The organism is Pseudomonas sp. PA15(2017), assembly GCF_001945395.1.
Classification (GTDB): Bacteria; Pseudomonadota; Gammaproteobacteria; order Pseudomonadales; family Pseudomonadaceae; genus Aquipseudomonas.
The window spans coordinates 26,419-43,795 of the sequence record NZ_MSXV01000052.1 but is presented as its reverse complement, the minus strand read 5'-3'; the positions used below and the strand labels follow the sequence as shown (position 1 = coordinate 43,795).

The following is a 17,377-nucleotide window of genomic DNA, read 5'->3' as shown; positions in this document are numbered from 1 at the left end:
CTCCGTGTTTAACGATTGCTGGACATGAATTGTTTGCAGCGCGCCGACGTCGGGTTGTCGAACACCTGGTCGGGCGTCCCCTGTTCCTCCACCACACCCTGATGCAGGAACACCACCTGGTTGGAGACCTGGCGAGCGAAGCTCATTTCGTGGGTCACCAGCAGCATGGTGCGGCCTTCGTCAGCGAGCGCGCGGATAACCGTAAGCACTTCTTGTACCATTTCCGGGTCGAGCGCCGAAGTCGGCTCGTCGAACAGAATTACCTTGGGCTGCATCGCCAGGGTGCGGGCGATGGCGGCGCGTTGCTGCTGGCCACCGGAGAGCTGGTTCGGGTAGGCGTGACGCTTGTCGGCGATACCGACCTTGGCGAGCAGCGCCTCGGCGATCTCGCGGGCTTCGGCCTTGCTCTTGCCGAGCACGCGGCGCGGGGCTTCGGTGATGTTGTCCAGCACGGTCATGTGCGGCCAGAGGTTGAAGTTCTGGAACACGAAGCCGATTTCGCTGCGCAGGCGGTTGATCTGGCGGTTGTCGGCCGCGATCAGTTCACCGTTCTTCTGGGCCTTGAGCTTGAGTTCTTCGCCGGCCACGATGATCTGGCCCTGATGGGGATTTTCCAGCAGGTTGACGCAGCGTAGAAAGGTCGACTTGCCCGAGCCGGACGAGCCGAGAATGGAGATCACGTCACCGTCGCGTGCCGTGAGGGAAATGCCCTTGAGCACTTCGAGGTCGCCATAGCGTTTGTGCAGATTCCGGATTTCCAGCGCGGGCGTGGCCTCGGCCATCGAGCAGTCCTCTTGATTCTTATGCGGATGAATCCGTGTTCGGCGGGGCTGTGGGCAGCAAACCTAGCATAGGCACCTGGGGGCGCCAAGGTCGCTACTGGCCCATTGCCGTCACGGTCGCAGGGGTGTCGCATCATCGCAGTCTCTTGTCGCCACGCCGCAAAAACGCGGGCAAGCAGGCTGCAGGGTAAAAAAGACGCGCACCCTACTCATATCCGCTTCGCAATTCCAGTGCCAGTCGGCCATTTGGCCGATACGAGGCCGCTCGTGTCAGTTGCCAAGCATGCTCTGCACCTTGTCACGCAGTGCGTCGAGTGAAAACGGCTTGCCGATGATCGAGGTGCGGCTGGCCGGCTCGCTCTTGTCGATCTCGACGCTCTCGGCATAACCGCTGGCAAACAGCACCTTGAGGTCGGGGCGCAACTGGCGTGCGGCAACGGCCAGTTCCTGGCCGCTCATGCCGGGCAGGCCGATGTCGGTCATCAGCAGGTCGATGTGCTCGTCGCTGCGCAGAACCTGCAGCGCCTGCTGCGCTTCGGCCGCTTCGATCACGCGGTAGTCGAGCTCTTCGAGCACTTCCACGGTAAGCATGCGCACCACGTCGGAGTCTTCCACGAGAAGGATGCGCTGGCCGGCGGTCGATGCGCCTGGAGCTAGTTCTGACAACGACGTTACCTCGATAAAGGATGGTGAAATGGCTGATCGTCTCGGCAGGCGGTTGGCCGGCCGGCGCGAAGCATTTCAGGGCCGCGTTAACGGCAGGCCGGCTAGCATGGCACGAATCTGGTGCGAGGGCTGCATCGCGAGCGTGCCGCCCGGCTGAAAAATGCCCATTGCTGGCTTGCCGTGAGACGTTGCCTGCAAGCCGGAAAAATAACTCGAACCCTGGGCGGCCTGCCGCGATCCAAGCGCGCGGACGAATGAGTGCTGATCGTTGGATTAACGACAGGCGGCGCATTACCATCCGCCGTCCGCCACGATAACCATACCTATAACCATCTGCCGCCACACAGCCAGGGATCTGCGATGACCAACAGTTCGATCGACGAGAACAGCTTCAAGCGTATTCTCAGGCGCAACGTCGCCTTGCCGCTTGGCGTGGGCGTCATCAGCGCGATCTTCTTCGTGGCGCTAATCGGTTATCTGCTCAACGTGCTCGGCTGGGTGCAGCACACCGACCGGGTGCTGAACAACGCCAGCGAAGGGCTGAAACTGTCGATCGACCAGGAAACCGGCTTCCGCGGTTACCTGCTGTCCGGCGACGTGCGTTTTCTGCAGCCCTACGAAGTCGCCAAGCCGCGCATCCGCGCGGAGATGGAGATTCTCAACGAACTGGTGGCTGACAACCCCACGCAGGTCGATCGGCTACGCACCGTCGTGGCGTTGCAGGACGAATGGACCGCTTTCGCGCAGAGTGCCATTGCCGCCAAGCGCGATGGTGGCAACTATCTCGATCCGGTGCGTGACGGCCGCGGCAAGCAATTGACCGATGCCATCCGCGCCGAGTACGCGGACTTCATCGCCCACGAGCAGCGCCTGCGCAAGGAGCGCAATGACGCAGCCAGCAATACCGCGACGCTCACCATCGGTCTGTTCCTGTTGTTCACGCTGGTATTCAGTGCCGGCCTGGCGATTTTCGGCCGGCGTGAACTGCTGCGCCTGACGGACACCTACGGCGCCATCCTCAGGAAGCAGGACGAGCACAACGAGCGCCTGCAGGCCCAGGCCTGGCTGCGCAACGGCCAGACCCAGATGGCCGAGCGCCTGATCGGCCAGCAGGCTCTGCCGGTGCTGGGGCGCAACAGCCTGGAATTTCTCGCCAGCCATCTCGGTGCAGCGGTCGGCGCCCTGTACGTGCGCGAGGAGCACGGCAACCTGCGCCGCGTCGCCACCTACGGCTTCTCCCGTGAGCTGGAAAATACCGAGCAGTCGTTCTACAGCACCGAAGGCCTGGTCGGTCAGGTGGCCCATGATCGCCGCCTGCTGATCCTTGGCGATCTGCCTGCCGACTACCTGAAGGTCAGTTCCGGTCTGGGCCATGGCGACCCGCTGACGGTGGCGCTGCTGCCGATCAGCAACGACGGCGACGTCAATGGTGTGATCGAACTGGGTTTCCTGCGCCCGCTGAGCGAGCGTGACGGCGAGTTTCTCCAGCAGGTCGCGTCGAACATCGGTGCCTCGGTCGAGGCGGCCCGCTACCGTCATCGCCTGCAGGAAATTCTCGCCGAGACCCAGCAGCTCAACGAAGAGCTGCAGGTTCAGCAGGAGGAGCTGAAGACCGCCAACGAGGAACTGGAAGAGCAGTCGCGGGCGCTCAAGGAATCCCAGGCGCACCTGGAGACCCAGCAGGCCGAGCTGGAGCAGAGCAACGAGCAGTTGTCGATGCAGCGCGATGCCCTCGACGACCGCAACAACGCCCTGCGCGAGGCGCAGCAACAGCTCGAAGAGCGCGCCGAGGAGCTGCAGCGGGCCAGCCGCTACAAGTCGGAATTCCTCGCCAACATGTCCCACGAGCTGCGCACGCCGCTCAACAGCTCGCTGATTCTCGCCAAGCTCTTGGCCGACAACCCCAAGGGCAACCTGGACGCCGAGCAGGTGAAGTTCGCCGACTCCATCTATTCGGCCGGCAACGACCTGCTCAACCTGATCAACGACATCCTCGACATTTCCAAGGTCGAGGCCGGCAAGCTCGACCTGCGCCCGGAGAACGCCAACGTGGTGCGCCTGGCCCAGAGCCTGGAGAGCACCTTCCAGCCGGTGGCCGGCGAGAAGCAATTGGGCTTCAGCGTCGAGGTCGCCGACGACGTACCGCGCTCGCTGTACACCGACCGCCTGCGCGTCGAGCAGATCCTCAAGAACCTGCTGTCCAACGCCATCAAGTTCACCGAGCAGGGCCAGGTCAGCCTGAGCGTCGGCCGGGTCGACGACGGCGTGGCGTTCGCCGTGCGCGACAGCGGCATCGGCATCGCCAAGGAGCAGCAAGAGTACATCTTCGAAGCATTCCGCCAGGCCGATGGCACCACCAACCGGCGCTTTGGCGGTACCGGCCTGGGCCTGTCGATTTCCCGCGACCTGGCGGCGCTGCTCGGCGGCTCGATCAGCGTCACCAGCACGCCGGGCGAGGGCAGCGTGTTCACCCTGGTGCTGCCGCTGACCTATTCGCCGGGCGAGGAAGAGAGCCTGCTGCCCGTGGTCGAAACTGCCGGTGTGGTGCGCAGCGTGGCGCCGGCCATCGTCAAGGCGCCGGTGCAGGAAGAGGCAGCGCCTGTGGTGCCGACCTTCCCGGACGACCGCGGCATGTCGGTGCTCGGTGGCCGCAGTGTGCTGGTGATCGAGGACGAGCCGCAGTTCGCTCATATCCTCTATGACCTGGCCCACGAGCTGGACTACCGCTGCCTGGTGGCCCATAGCGCCGAAGACGGCCTGGAATTGGCCACCTCGCATCACCCTGACGCCATCCTGCTGGACATGCGTCTGCCCGATGGCTCCGGGCTGTCGGTGCTGCAGCGTCTCAAGGAAAATCCCGGCACCCGGCACATCCCGGTGCACGTGATTTCCGTCGAGGACATGGCCGAGACCGCCCTGCACATGGGCGCGGTAGGGTACGCCCAGAAGCCCGCGACCCGCGACCAGCTCAAGGGCGTGTTCGGCAAGCTCGAGGCGCGCCTGACCCAGAAGATGCGCCGCGTGCTGGTGGTCGAGGACGACAAGTTGCAGCGCGACAGCATCGCCCGGCTGATCGGCGACGACGACATCGAGATCGTCGCCGTCGAGTTCGGCGAGCAGGCACTGGAGCAACTGCGCCACCATATCTTCGACTGCATGATCATCGACCTGAAACTGCCGGACATGCAGGGCGACGAGCTGCTGGCGCGCATGGGCAGCGAGCAGATCCGTTCCTTCCCGCCGGTGATCGTCTATACCGGCCGCAACCTGACGCGCGCCGAGGAAGCCGAGCTGCTCAAGTACTCGCGCTCGATCATCATCAAGGGCGCGCGCTCGCCGGAGCGTCTGCTCGACGAAGTGACGCTGTTCCTGCACATGGTCGAGTCGGAGCTGTCCAGCGAGCGGCAGAGCATGCTCAAGACCGCGCGCAGCCGCGACCGCGTGTTCGAAGGAAGGCGCCTGCTGCTGGTCGACGACGACGTGCGCAACATCTTTGCCCTCACCAGCGCTCTGGAACACAAGGGTGCCCAGGTGGAGGTCGCGCGCAACGGCCGTGAGGCCATCGAGAAGCTCGAGGCGGTGGGCGACATCGATCTGGTGCTGATGGACGTGATGATGCCCGAGATGGACGGCTACGAAGCCACCCGGCGCATCCGCGAGAACCCGCGCTGGCGCAAGCTGCCGATCATCGCGGTGACCGCCAAGGCCATGAAGGACGATCAGGACCTGTGCATGAAGGCCGGCGCCAACGATTACCTGGCCAAGCCCATCGACCTGGATCGGCTGTTCTCGCTGATCCGCGTGTGGCTGCCGAAGCTGGAGCGCATCTGACATGTCCGACCGTACGCAGGATATCGAGCTGCGTCTGCTGATCGAGGCGATCTACCTGCAGTACAGCTACGATTTTCGCGACTACTCCGGTTCTTCCCTGAAGCGCCGGATCGTGCACGCCATGGGCCAGTTCGACTGCGCGAGCATCTCCGAGCTGCAGGCGCGGATCATCCACGACGCCACGGCGTTCATGAAGCTGCTGCAGTTCCTCACCATTCCGGTCAGCGAGATGTTCCGCGACCCCAGCTACTTCCTGGCGCTGCGCCAGGAGGTGGTGCCGTTCCTGCGCACCTACCCGTCGCTCAAGCTGTGGGTGGCCGGCTGCAGCACGGGCGAGGAAGTCTATTCCCTGGCCATCCTGTTGCACGAAGAGGGCTTGCTGGAGCGCTCGATCATCTACGCGACGGACATCAATCCGCATTCGCTGGAGAAGGCCAAGCGCGGCATCTTTCCCATCGACAACATGCGCCTGTATAGCGAGAACTATCAACGCGCCGGCGGCAAGGGCTCACTGTCCGACTACTACACAGCGGCCTATGACGGGGCGCTGTTCGAGCGTTTCCTGTGCGCCAACGTGACCTTTGCCGACCACAGCCTGGCCACCGACAGCGTGTTTTCGGAGACCCAGTTCATCTCCTGTCGCAATGTGCTGATCTACTTCAACAAGACCCTGCAGGATCGCGCCTTCGGGCTGTTCCACGAGTCCCTCGGGCACCGTGCCTTCCTGGGGCTGGGCAGCAAGGAGAGCCTGGACTTCTCGGCCTACGCCGGACGTTTCGAGGCGCTGAACCGGCAGGAACGGGTGTTTCGCAAGTTATGAAAGCGCCACTTCGCAAGCTCGATGCGGTAGTGATTGGCGCTTCAGCTGGTGGCGTGGAAGCGCTGCTGAGCCTGTTCGAAGGTTTGCCGGCGAACTACGGTTTACCGCTGGTGGTGGTGCTGCATCTGCCGGAAGGCCGTGAAAGCCTGTTGGCGGATCTGTTCGCCCGGCGCCTGGCGCTACGGGTCAAGGAGGCGCAGGACAAGGAAGCGCTGCAGGCTGGTACGTTGTACTTCGCGGCGCCGGGCTATCACCTGTGCATCGAGGCCGATCGCAGCTTTTCCTATAGTCGTGAGGAGCCGCTGCATTTTTCTCGCCCCTCGATCGACTATCTGTTCGAGTCGGCTGCCGATGCCTACGGCAAGCAGTTGCTGGGCATATTGCTGACCGGTGCCAATCAGGATGGCGCCGCCGGGCTGTACACAATAAAACAGCGGGGCGGAGTGACCGTGGTGCAGGACCCGCAGGAGGCGCAGGTTCCGACCATGCCCGAAGCGGCCCTGGCGCTGCACCAACCCGATTATATTCTTCCTTTGCGGGGCGTTCTCGCATTGCTAGCCGAACTGGACTCACGCCCATGTTGAGTAGCACTGGATGCAAACTGTTGATCGTCGATGACCTGCCGGAGAACCTGCTGGCGCTGGAGGCATTGATCCGCCGCGATGATCGCGAGGTGTTCAAGGCGCAATGCGCCGACGATGCTCTGGTACTGTTGCTCGAGCACGAGTTCGCCCTGGCCATTCTCGATGTGCAGATGCCCGGCATGAACGGCTTCGAGCTCGCCGAGCTGATGCGTGGCACGGAAAAGACCAAGCACATCCCCATCGTCTTCGTCAGCGCCGCCGGGCGCGAGATGAACTACGCGTTCAAGGGTTACGAAAGCGGTGCCGTGGACTTTCTCTACAAGCCGCTGGATATCCAGGCGGTGCAGAGCAAGGTGGCAGTGTTCGTCGACCTGTACCGCCAGCGCAAGGTCATGGCCCAGCAGCTCGAAGCGCTGGAGCGCGCGCGCCAGGAGCAGGACGCACTGCTCGCCGAACTGCGTTCGACCCAGGGCGAGCTGCAGCATGCGGTGCGCATGCGCGATGACTTCATGTCCATCGTCTCCCACGAGCTGCGCACACCGCTCAACGGGCTGATTCTCGACACCCAGCTGCGCAAGATGCACCTGGCCAAGGGCAACCTCACCGCGTTCAGCGAAGACAAGCTCGGCGCCATGTTCGACCGCGACGAACGGCAGATCCACAGCCTCATCCGCCTCATCGAGGACATGCTCGACGTATCGCGCATCCGCACCGGCAAGCTGTCGATTCGTCCGGTGGAGTTCGACCTGGCGCAGACGGTGCGCAACGTCGCCGAGAATTTCGCCCAGCAGATGGCCGTGGCCGGTTGCGACCTGCAGTTGGACTGCACCGACGTGCTGCACGGCAGCTGGGACCAGTTCCGTATCGAACAGGTGATCAGCAACCTGCTCAGCAACGCCCTGCGCTATGGCGCCGGGCGGCCCATCGAAGTGCGTGCCCGTGCCGACGAGGGCGGGGTGCGCGTCGAGGTGCGTGACCACGGCATCGGTATTTCCCTGGAAAACCAGCACCGCATCTTCCAGCAGTTCGAGCGCGCGGTGGGCAGCGAATCGGTGGCCGGGTTGGGCCTTGGGTTGTTCATTTCCGACCAGATCGTCAAGGCCCATGGCGGGCGCATCGACGTGCAGAGCAGTCTGGGCCAGGGCTCGCTGTTCAGCGTCTGGCTGCCGCGCGGCAAACGCGTAGAGATAGGTTGAACTCGGGGCATGGCAAGGGTCGAAGCGAAGGTGCAGAAACAGGCAGGAGCAGGGCTATGAGCGATGTGAAACGAACCGTACTGATCGTCGAGGACGATCCGCTGCTGCTCATGCTGTTGGCCGAATACCTGCAGGGCGAGGGCTACAACGTGCTGCAGTCCGACTGCGCCGCCGACGCCTTCGCCATCCTTGCCACCAAACCGCACCTGGATCTGCTGATCACCGACTTCCGTTTGCCCGGCGGCGTTTCCGGCGTGCGTATCGCCGAGCCGGCATTGCTGCTGCGCCCGGACCTCAAGGTGATCTTCATCAGCGGCCACCCCGCCGAAGTGCGCGAGACCGGCAGCGCATTGCTCGACTCCGCGCCGTTGCTGAGCAAGCCCTTCACGCTGGAAACCCTGAGCACGCAGATCGATCATTTGCTCGACTGAGGCCAGGGAGACGTCTGGTTGCACCTACCGAATGCGGAGCGTGCTGGGGCGTCTGGTTCATACCCTAGAATTTCGCGGGCATGGCCCGCTCCCTCAATTACTGATTTTGATCGCGCAGCCCTGAGCTTAAACAGTTATCGACAGTAGACATCCGTGGGAGCGCGCCATGCGCGCGAACGATGGTGGGGCGCCGTTGCTGGAGTGGCCGGCGCATAGGATGGACGAAGACGGTGCCCAGTCAACGTCCGGCGTACGTCTTCAAACGCCGTAACCCCTCAAGCAGCCCAGCGACCACACGAACGCCCTATATGGAATGCGAACCCAGGTAGTGCTCCGCTCAACCTGTCTACGGGGCAGTGGGAGCGGGCCATGCCCGCGAACTCGCCAATTCAGCGCTTATCCGGCGCAGGCGTCCCCGGTTCCTCGATGGGACGCTGCGGGCTGAAGGGGCTATCCGGGTCGTCGACGATGGAGCCGGGGTCTTCGTTGCCCGGATCGTTGATCGGCGTCTCGTGCGGCTCGGCTGGCGGCTGTTTCGGGTCGTTGGCGGCGTTCAGGGCGATATCGACGTGCATGGCTGGCTCCCGCTGCATGAGGCCCGCTGTAGTCGGTGCGGGCAATGTCATGTGGAGCGCGCAGAGAGGGCGGTCGTTCAGCGTATCCGCCAGGCGGAGGTGGGCTCGTCTATTTACGTTTGTAGCTCTTGGTGCCGCTGCGCGTCATGCAGTACTGCCCGCCTCGCGGGCCGGTGCAGAGCGTAGCGCTGCCGCAAGGACAGTCGCTGGGGGCGTTGCCGGTGGCGCGCAGCGCAGAGCTGCCTGCGCCGCGGTGCTCGGCGCTGCAATCGCGCTTGCTGCCGCTGATGGAACCGTCGTTACAGAGAAACAGCGGGCCGTCACAGCGGGCGATACCGCCCTTGCTACCCGAGCAGGGCGTGTTGGCGGCATTGCCGAGTATTGGCAGCGTCAGCAGGAGCACCAACAATCCGATCGGTCGAATGCTCATGCGCGCGGCTCCTGCCTTGAAGCGCCAGGGGAGTGGATAAATTGCAGGCATTAAAAAACCGGCGCTAGGCCGGTTCTTTAATTCTCGAATGGTGCATGCACACCTGAGTAGAAGGTGGCAGGGACGGAATCGAACCTTTGGTCGTACCTTCCTATTAATCTGTGTATGTGCAGTGGCGGCTATTTCGATACCCCCAGAAATACCCCCAAAACGAAAATCACCTGGGTGCCAGACCGGGAATTACCTCGAATTCGAGGTATTTGGGCTATGGCCCCACCTGCCAGGCGACGTGATCGGACGTCTGCCCGGCTCGCAGATGGCGCCGGGCTGCGCTGGTGAGTTCGGCTCGCGCGCGTGCTTCAAATTCAGCGGCCAGCGACGCGGCCTTGCGGTTGATCTGTGCCGTCAGGTGCTGAGGGATTACCAGCGGCGCGCGCCGGCGGTCGTAGTCGTCCAGGTAGTCGCAATCGATAGCGCTCATGGCCATCACCTCAGTGTGTTCTGACGCCTTCCATTATCGCCGGCGCGGGCCGGGGGCGTGGCCTTCCGTCCAATTCTCATAACCTCGGAATTTTCAAATCAGAATTTTGACCGTGCGAAAAAATGGCTCCCCCCGTCGTTCGGGCGTCGCGCATCTCCAGGGTTTTACCCCGCCCCTGCTGCCGCTGTTGGCTAGGCTCGACCATTCTCCCGATAAGGCCCTATACGTGCGATTAATCGCCAGACGCATTGAAAATAGCAATGATAGAACCGATAATGGATACGTCACCGGCGTAAGCCGGCAGGAGTCTGGCTCCCTTTCGGGGTTGAGCCAGCGGCGCAGAAGGGCGATGCAAGCTCCACTGCGTGTCGATTGAGGCCGCCTTCGGGCGGCCTTGCTTTTATGGGGTTCAAGGATTGCCTCTCTACTACCATCCAAAGCAGGGTGACGTGCTGTTGTGTGACTTCACGCGGGGCTTTGTTGCTCCCGAGATGGTGAAAGTCCGCAAAGTTATCGTCATCTCTCCGGCGTCCACGCATACCCGGAAACTCTGCACAGTAGTCCCGATCTCCTCAACTGCGCCAGAGGTTGAGCAGGACTGGCACTATATCCTCCAAACAAACCCACTCCCTTCTGACGGCTATCGCCAGCTCTGGGCCAAGTGCGACATGCTTTACACCGTTAGCTTTGACCGGCTCGATAAGCTCCACAAGAAGACCAGACGCGGCGGTCGGGAGTATTTCGTGCCCCACCTATCTGCACAGGATCTGGCGGGAGTGCTCGCGGGCGTTAAAGCCTATCTGCCTATCTGACTGTGTTTTCTTGGGGGCCAGTTCCGGTTTCTGTTCCCCACCAAAGCCCAGTAGCCACGCGACTTTCGCTGGAAACAGGAACCGGCACCGGAACCGCTCCGAAAAAGTTCGTGTATAGCGTTTGGTCGGGGCCCGAATTACCCGCAAGGCATCCCCGGCCGGGAAGAACCTAGAGGGTGGGGGGGCCCTCTCCAGCTTAATCCTGTCCTGCTTTTGTCCGCTTCCGGTGCGGACGCTTCTCGGAAATGTTCAGCTGTTGCGCCTGTCGCCGTGGCACGGAGCCAGGCGCCCAGGCTGTTCTATCGATAGAGCGGCGGCCTTTGACGCCGTGCCTTGTAGCCGTTCAACGAAACAACAACCAACCACCGAAAATCCGCCATACATATTTGGCGCGCGGGGCCCGAATTACCCGCAGGGCCCCGGTGTCCGGGAGTACCTTTGGTTTTTTTACGGTGTCGCTATGCGCCCTGTCTGCCTAAAACCTGAGCCGTGGCTCAGGCTTCACCGCTACTGCAGGCACCCCACCCAGGCGTTCAACCAATGGCGCTCGCAGGACTTTGGGGCGCCCGTCACCTCCAATCAGGTAAGGGACTTTATGGGAGTCGAGCCAGCGGATCTGAGCTGATGGACGTTGGTAACCGGTGAGTTCAATTACTTCAGCCTGGGTTAGGAGCATGGTGCACCCCGCTTGTAACGTTTCAGAAGATCGTGGCAGCTAGTAGAGCAGGGTTAAACCTGTCTCGAGACAGCTTTGGGCCTAGCCAACAGGTGACTGAGGGCCGCATGTAAAAGTGATCCTGGCTCACTTTACCCTTCCTGCACCCTCTCCACGTGGAAATGCAAGAAAACGCTACAGGCCTCGCAATTACTGGGCTTGAGCAAAAGCGCAGAAATGCAGGAAGGGCACTATTTCGGTAAAGGCGACAGCAGAAGTGACCCGGCTTCAAACCGGACAGCCGCCCCGAATTAGCAGCGGTTCAGGCCAGCGCCAGCGGCAAATACCCGGGAAAGCGGGGAATATCACCCACAGCGTTTCAGGGCGTGCTGGGAGTAACGCCTGGGTAACGGTGGCAGCGTTACCTTAGCGCTGTTGATCGTCCGAAAATCGGACTTCAGTCGCGCTTGCGGCCTCGGGACTGGTACCGATTCATTCGGTACTTTCACCAGCACGCCGGCGCCGAGGTCACGGCGGTGTCACGGTGTGGGCGTGACAAGGGAAGTACCTGCCCATAAATACCCGGGAATCCGGGTATTCACCTGGCCGCCGATAAGCCACTGATTTCCCTGAACCGGCAGGCTGCAGTTGGCGTTTGGCGGTCAGGTGCCGAGGGGGGAGGTCGGCACCTGCCGAAGGATCAGGGCCTAATGCCCCGCAATGGTGGGATTTTCACACCCTTCAGCCGTACTGATAATTCCTCGGATGTGAGGGAATTCCAGGCTGATCAGTTGCGGTGTCCCGACTGGTAGCTGCCGCGCACGCATCCGCGGCTGTCGTAGCCGACAGAGGTCTGGTCCAGATACTTGTCGTTCCAGTAAGTGCTCGCGCCAGCGCCACGGGCGTGGCCGTCTCGGTTGGGCTTGCCGTACATCGACTCCACGTCCTTGCGGGACATGCCCGGCACTATCTCTCCACGGACCTTGGCGGTGCGCAGGTCACGATCAGACAGGCCGGTGCTGCATGGGGCTCGCTCGGCAGACCCTCCCACCACGGTCACGCCTCGGCTCTGCTGAGCGGGTTGCTGTGTGTATCGCTCGGCGGATCGATATTGCGTTGCCTGGCGTGCAGGCTCTGCCATTCGGCTAGGAGCACTGGTACCGCTGGGCGCTTGGTTACGAGCCGATACCACGTCATCGAGCGCATGGTTGTCTGGGCAGTTTTGCTGGGTGAACGTCACCTTACCTTTGGCGTCGACGCATTTGAAAACGGACGCGGCGCTGGCCATGTTCGTGGCGCCAGCCAGCAGGCACAGCAGGAAAAGCGATCTAAGCATGGGGTTCCCTCCCTGGTATTTGCTGCGGCAATTTACCAGCACTCTGCCATTACAAAAAGTGCTGATCGCTTCAACAAAAAAGCCCCGAAGGATCGGGGCTAGCAGCATATGAGAGAAGGGAAGTCACTGCTGCTCTGTAGTCCCATTCTCGGCTGGAGCATAGATCGGCAGGGTGACAACGCAGATTTCCCCTTGCTTATCACCGCCCGCCTCCTGATCTCTGGAGCGCCGCAGCCAGAGCGCTTTCGTTTCTGCCTTGGCGTAGTCGCTGGTGTCGAGGTGCCTTCTGACCACGATCCAGCGAGGTGAGCCCTGTATGAGCCCGATTTCATCGGGAGGACATCCGATTTTTTCGGCCAATGTGTGGGCATAGTCTGTCGTGATTCGTTCGTCGTGCATCTCTAGGATTTCGATCACGCTGTACGGCTCCACTTGCCCCAGAGTTGACGCCAAGGAGTGGCGGGCGTGATCAATCCTTTCGTTGATCGACTCCCCGGGTGTTGCCCCAATTGCCTTGGCAGATGGCTCGTAGATCCGCAGAGACGCCGACGGATATAGAGCCTGCAACTGATCCAGCGCCGCGCCGGCCTCTGTAGCCGTCGGGAATGGGCCGATGCCTTGCTGCATCTTGAGAACGGGGTGGCTGGCTGCAACCCCGTAGTAGTGCTGTTTCGTGGTCATTCTTGCTGCTCCTTCAGTGATCTAGCCCTTGGTGCCACCAAACTTCATGGCAAGTCGGCGAAGGCTGTCGGCTGCAGGCCTTTTCGCCAGTACTTCGTAGCTTCCGTGGCTGCCCAGGTCGAGTGCTACACGCCCCCAGTCCGACAGGTCTGGCCCTTGGGCCGCCTCTACTGTCGTCGCCAGGTTGCTAGCTATCATAGGCACCGCGGGAGCCAGTGCGCTGCTCACCAGTCCGTCGTCAGCGAACTTGGGCAACTGCCGGGTGTTGATCTGCTGCAGCAGCTGTGCGCCGTAGTGCTTGACTGCAGCAGCGCGCATGACGAACTCGCCGTTCGATAGGCGGGCCAGGATGCTGTCGCTGGTACCTGTGCCAGGGCCGTTGATGAGGCCGCCGCTGGCGAATCCAGGTGGCGTTACTTCAGCTGGTGCGCCTCCTGCGGACGTGACCGGCGTGACCGGAATAACCAGCTCCCGCTTCAGGCTCTGCGCCAGCGCTGCGAGCTGATGTTGCACTTGGGTTGATGCTTCTTGGTCAACCTGCAGCTCCACATCTACCGGTGGCAGGTTGGTGAAGCTGTTGTCTCCATCCTGGCGGATGCCCTTTGGTAGAACGTCCACGGGCACTGCCGGAAGGTTGGTGAAGCTGTTTTCACCATCTTGGCGAATGCCTTTTGGTAGCACGTCCACGGGCACAGCAGGCATGTTGGTGAAGCTATTTTCGCCATCCTGGCGAATGCCTTTCGGCAATACATCTACCGGTACCGGCGGCAGATTCGTCCAGCTGTTGGGGCCATCCTGGCGGATACCCTGCGGTGCTATGTCCACAGGGACAGTAGGCAGGCCGGTGTTGGTTCCAGGCGAGGCGCGTGGTGCGCCTGGTGATTGCTGAGTCTGCCCTGCGGAGGACGGCACTTGCTGAGAGGAAGGGCGAGGGGCGCTTGTATTGCTCGCCGCCGGGTTGCGCACTTCAACGGGCAGTACGGTGTTACCACCAGCCAACGCCACAAGTGCATTGATCTGGTCCCGTGCCTTGGCCAGGGCCTCGTCGTCCATCTTCACGCTGATGGTGGTGGTCTTGATGCTCTCGAGCAGCTCTTTCAGGTCTACGGCCTTCTGCTTGGCCTGATCAAGTCCGGACTGTGCCTTATCGACGTTGATCTGATCAGCTTGATCCTCGATCGCCTTCAGGCTTTTGATGAAACCGGCGAATCCGTAGGTATTGGCGCCAGCCTCTGCAAGATCCTGCAGCACCTTGAGTGCCGCCTGCGCGTTGTCCTTGGCGCTTTGAAGGTCGCCGGCACGCAGTGCTTGATTGGCAGCGTTCTTGTACGCCATGGCGTCGATAAAGGTGCCTGGCCCTGAGCCGCCCCCCTGAAGAGCTTTCAACGCATCGCTGTAACGCTTCTGCGTATCGAGCTGTGCCTTCTTGGCCTCGGCCAGATCCTTGCTGGCCTTCTTTTCGGCCGAGGTCATCGCCTTGAGCGCTTTCTCGGCGTGAGCAACCGCCTCATCCTGCTTGGCCTTCATCTCGCTTACATACCGGCTGTATCCGGCGTACCGCTCGTTCTCTATCTGCTCCTGTTCCTGGGCTGCGGCCTGTTGTGACTCGGTGTTGGCGGTGGCGCTCTCCCTTGCCTTCCGGTACGCCTCGAGCGTCATGCCGGCAATGCGAGCGTTCATCGCATCGATCTTTCCTTCCAGCTCCTTGATCCAGGCGTCGAGCTGCGTGTTGTCCATGAAGAAGGTTGCCGTCGGCCGGCCAATCAAGCTGCCGCCGTTCCTGGCCTGCTTCACACGCTTGAGTGTTTCCTCCAGCTTGGTCAGCTCGTCGAGGTTGCCGCTGGCTTGTGCAGCGGCATAGGCCAGTTCCTTGGCGAAGGCGGAGAACTCCGCTGCCAGGGTTACCGCCCAGCCTGCCAGTGTTGCCATGCCGGCTGCGAGATCCGTCAGCCCCTGCACTGTTTGAGGGTCTGTCAGCAGCGTTCTGAGCTGTGTGATCGCCTCGATCAGCCCAGAGGTGTCGCCCTGGCCAAAGGACTTGAGCAGGTCATTGCGCAGGCGGGTCAGCGCGCCGTCGACGGTATCCGGCAGCTTGCTGGCAGCCTCGGTTAGGTCGGGCAACGCCTTTACAACCAAGTCTGTGATTACCTCGGCGGTGAGCAGCCCCTCGGCCGCCATTCCGCGCAGCGCGCCGGTTGGCACATTGAGGCCTGATGCCAAGGCTCGCAGCAGAGGCGGGGCAGCCTCAGCGATAGAGTTGAATTCCTCACCCCGCAGCACGCCAGAGGCCATAGCCTGCGAAAACTGCAGCAGCGTCGAAGCCGACTCCGCGGTGGTGGAACCGTTGATGCGGAGCGCCTTGGTGAGCGCGTCCACAACCTTGGCGGCGTCACCTTTGCGGCCGATCTCATCCAAGGCCGGCACCAAGCGTGCGTAGGTGGAGACGATCTCTTCGACTGGCGCTTGGTTGGCCTGGGCGATGCCGAATGTATCGGCCTGGGCGCGGTTGAACTCTTCCTGAGAACTGGTCACCAGCCGCAACTGCGCGTCCATCTTCTTGGCGCTGTCGGTGATATCGGTGTACGCCCGCAACGCGTTGACGGCGCTGTACCCGGCGCCAGCTACCGCAGCTACATTCATCAGGCCACCTGATCGGCCAATGCGGCTCTGATCGCCGGCCATGCCCGCCAGCTCTCGGCGGGTTTCACGAATGCGGGTGGCAAGAGTCTGCTGTGCGATCACCAGCTCACGGCCTGTAAGCGCGCCGCTCGAGCGCAGCAGGTCATATTGCCCGCGCAGCCGTGTCAGCTCGGCGCTGACCGCGCGATAGCGTTCTACGCCAAGGTCCTTGGTTGCTGCCTGCAGTGCCTGGCCACGTGCGCCAGCTTGCTTTCCCTGCGCCAGCGCTGTTTGCAGGCGCTGCTGCTCGGCGGCCAGGTTGCGGGTATCAACGCCCGCAGCTTTCAGCTCGGCGCGCTGCTCTCTAACCCTCGATTTCTGGAACTCAAACGCTCGAGAGGTTGAGCCGAGGGCATGCTCTGCGTTACGCAGGTCACGCTCAATCAGCCTTACCGGCTCAGAGGCCTGCCGGTAGGCCTCGCCCAGTTCCTTGACGCTACGCCGGCTATCGGCAAGCTGGCTGCGCTGTTCACGAAGCGCGATTCGCTGGCGCTCAAGCTCTGCAAGGGCGCCGGTCAAGCCGCTCTTTGCTCCAGCCACCTCGGCCTTGGTTGCGCCGCCCTGTGCCATGGATGCCCTCAAGGCGTCATACGCTGTACGGGCTTGCTGCACAGCCAGGCGCTGCTCATCGAGCTTTCGCTTCTGGCGCTCAATGGCAGAGCTGGCGCTATCGATCTGTTTCTGCGCCGCACCCAACGACTTGCCCAGTGCATCCGACGGGCCGCGTACCTTGGCCAAGGCATCACGCAAGGAATCGACCTTGCCGCGGGCTGCGAAAAACTCTGCCGCCGCGCTCTTGGCGCTTTCCTGCGTTTTCTGCAGTCCGTCGATTTGCCGGAGTGGCTTCTCGATTGACTTCACCAGCTCCTGGTACTGCTTTCGGAAGCCGCTGACGTTCCGAGTTGCCTCGTCCAAGTCGGCGGTAATTCGCAGCTCTACCTCTGACATCACTTACCTCCAGTGGCCTTCATGGCGGCCAGAAAGAACTTCCACGGGTAGTAAGGCGCATGGGCATGCCCCAGCCTCACCATTGCCGCAATGCACTGATCCAGCTCTTTCAAGCTGTGGCGGCCGCCGGCTTCACCAGGCGACCCATGAACCCGAAAAAATCGGGGTTCATCTCCTTGCATAGCGCGATCACTTGGCGCAGCTCCGAAGGGCGCAGTTGGTCGATCTGTTCGCGTGTGAGGCTCGTCATTCGCTGCACGTCTTCCAGTGAGCAGTCACTGAACAGCACCTGATCGACAATATCTGGCTGGCCATTCGGGCTGATTGTCTCGGCCAGCCAGGTGCGCACTTGCAGCACTGTCAGTTCACGGACGATTACCGAGACTTCACCGAGCATCAGCTCTTTGGAATTGGTCGTGGTTGGGGTCATGCGGTGTTACTCCTTTGGTGTTGGTACTCGACTGATTACC

At 62.0% G+C, this 17,377-nt stretch carries 17 protein-coding genes; 7 read left to right on the top strand and 10 right to left on the bottom strand.

Features of this window, described 5'->3' with window-relative positions:
- Positions 1-8: 8 nt before the first annotated feature.
- Entirely contained in the window at positions 9-782 is a 774-nt protein-coding gene (locus tag BVH03_RS17510; RefSeq protein WP_075962364.1) for an ABC transporter ATP-binding protein, read from the bottom strand.
- Between the two features lie 270 nt (positions 783-1,052).
- The gene (locus BVH03_RS17505) at positions 1,053-1,448 is read right to left on the bottom strand and encodes a response regulator (protein WP_075962363.1); all 396 of its coding nucleotides are present in this window, start codon (positions 1,446-1,448) and stop codon (positions 1,053-1,055) included.
- A 360-nt stretch (positions 1,449-1,808) separates the two neighbouring features.
- Here BVH03_RS17505 and BVH03_RS17500 point away from each other — a divergent pair, with 360 nt between their 5' ends.
- From BVH03_RS17500 to BVH03_RS17480, 5 genes are read left to right on the top strand one after another with little or no spacing between them, the layout of a single operon-like run.
- Positions 1,809-5,279 carry a response regulator gene (locus BVH03_RS17500; protein WP_075962362.1) on the top strand — a complete coding sequence of 1,157 codons (3,471 nt, stop codon included), beginning with the start codon at positions 1,809-1,811 and terminating at the stop codon, positions 5,277-5,279.
- A 1-nt stretch (position 5,280) separates the two neighbouring features.
- The gene (locus tag BVH03_RS17495) at positions 5,281-6,099 is read left to right on the top strand and encodes a protein-glutamate O-methyltransferase CheR (RefSeq protein ID WP_075962361.1); all 819 of its coding nucleotides are present in this window, start codon (positions 5,281-5,283) and stop codon (positions 6,097-6,099) included.
- Complete coding sequence (locus tag BVH03_RS17490) at positions 6,096-6,683, top strand: chemotaxis protein CheB (protein ID WP_075962360.1); 588 nt, start codon at positions 6,096-6,098, stop codon at positions 6,681-6,683. Before BVH03_RS17495 ends, BVH03_RS17490 begins: the two co-directional genes overlap by 4 nt.
- Positions 6,677-7,879 carry a hybrid sensor histidine kinase/response regulator gene (locus BVH03_RS17485; protein WP_075962359.1) on the top strand — a complete coding sequence of 401 codons (1,203 nt, stop codon included), beginning with the start codon at positions 6,677-6,679 and terminating at the stop codon, positions 7,877-7,879. Before BVH03_RS17490 ends, BVH03_RS17485 begins: the two co-directional genes overlap by 7 nt.
- A 56-nt stretch (positions 7,880-7,935) precedes the next feature.
- Positions 7,936-8,310 (top strand): response regulator, encoded by a 375-nt coding sequence (locus BVH03_RS17480; protein WP_075962358.1) that lies wholly within the window; start codon positions 7,936-7,938, stop codon positions 8,308-8,310.
- Positions 8,311-8,699: 389 nt separating this feature from the next.
- Here BVH03_RS17480 and BVH03_RS17475 read toward each other — a convergent pair whose 3' ends face one another.
- From BVH03_RS17475 to BVH03_RS17465, 3 genes are all read right to left on the bottom strand, one after another.
- Entirely contained in the window at positions 8,700-8,885 is a 186-nt protein-coding gene (locus BVH03_RS17475) for a hypothetical protein (protein WP_075962357.1), read from the bottom strand.
- Positions 8,886-8,994: 109 nt separating this feature from the next.
- The gene (locus BVH03_RS17470; protein ID WP_075962356.1) at positions 8,995-9,315 is read right to left on the bottom strand and encodes a hypothetical protein; all 321 of its coding nucleotides are present in this window, start codon (positions 9,313-9,315) and stop codon (positions 8,995-8,997) included.
- A gap of 265 nt (positions 9,316-9,580) precedes the next feature.
- Positions 9,581-9,796, bottom strand: a complete 216-nt coding sequence (locus BVH03_RS17465; RefSeq protein WP_143485990.1) for a hypothetical protein — start codon at positions 9,794-9,796, stop codon at positions 9,581-9,583.
- Between the two features lie 365 nt (positions 9,797-10,161).
- Between BVH03_RS17465 and BVH03_RS17460 the strand changes: the two genes are divergently transcribed.
- A complete protein-coding gene (locus BVH03_RS17460) occupies positions 10,162-10,608 on the top strand; it encodes a type II toxin-antitoxin system PemK/MazF family toxin (protein ID WP_256574742.1) in 447 nt (148 codons plus the stop codon).
- A 475-nt stretch (positions 10,609-11,083) separates the two neighbouring features.
- On the opposite strand, the gene BVH03_RS17455 is transcribed toward BVH03_RS17460, so the two are convergent.
- Entirely contained in the window at positions 11,084-11,284 is a 201-nt protein-coding gene (locus tag BVH03_RS17455) for a DUF4224 domain-containing protein (RefSeq protein ID WP_075962354.1), read from the bottom strand.
- Between the two features lie 766 nt (positions 11,285-12,050).
- Complete coding sequence (locus BVH03_RS27270; RefSeq protein WP_371915374.1) at positions 12,051-12,551, bottom strand: DUF4124 domain-containing protein; 501 nt, start codon at positions 12,549-12,551, stop codon at positions 12,051-12,053.
- Here BVH03_RS27270 and BVH03_RS26935 point away from each other — a divergent pair.
- Positions 12,468-12,701, top strand: a complete 234-nt coding sequence (locus tag BVH03_RS26935; RefSeq protein ID WP_256574737.1) for a hypothetical protein — start codon at positions 12,468-12,470, stop codon at positions 12,699-12,701. The two genes, BVH03_RS27270 and BVH03_RS26935, sit on opposite strands and share 84 nt — an antisense overlap.
- Before the next feature lie 21 nt (positions 12,702-12,722).
- Here BVH03_RS26935 and BVH03_RS17445 read toward each other — a convergent pair whose 3' ends face one another.
- From BVH03_RS17445 to BVH03_RS17435, 3 genes are all read right to left on the bottom strand, one after another.
- The gene (locus BVH03_RS17445; RefSeq protein ID WP_075962352.1) at positions 12,723-13,280 is read right to left on the bottom strand and encodes a hypothetical protein; all 558 of its coding nucleotides are present in this window, start codon (positions 13,278-13,280) and stop codon (positions 12,723-12,725) included.
- A gap of 21 nt (positions 13,281-13,301) precedes the next feature.
- The gene (locus tag BVH03_RS17440) at positions 13,302-16,907 is read right to left on the bottom strand and encodes a tape measure protein (RefSeq protein WP_075962351.1); all 3,606 of its coding nucleotides are present in this window, start codon (positions 16,905-16,907) and stop codon (positions 13,302-13,304) included.
- 109 nt (positions 16,908-17,016) lie between these two features.
- On the bottom strand, positions 17,017-17,337 hold the full coding sequence (locus BVH03_RS17435) for a hypothetical protein (protein ID WP_075962350.1): 321 nt from the start codon (positions 17,335-17,337) through the stop codon (positions 17,017-17,019).
- Positions 17,338-17,377 lie beyond the last annotated feature (40 nt).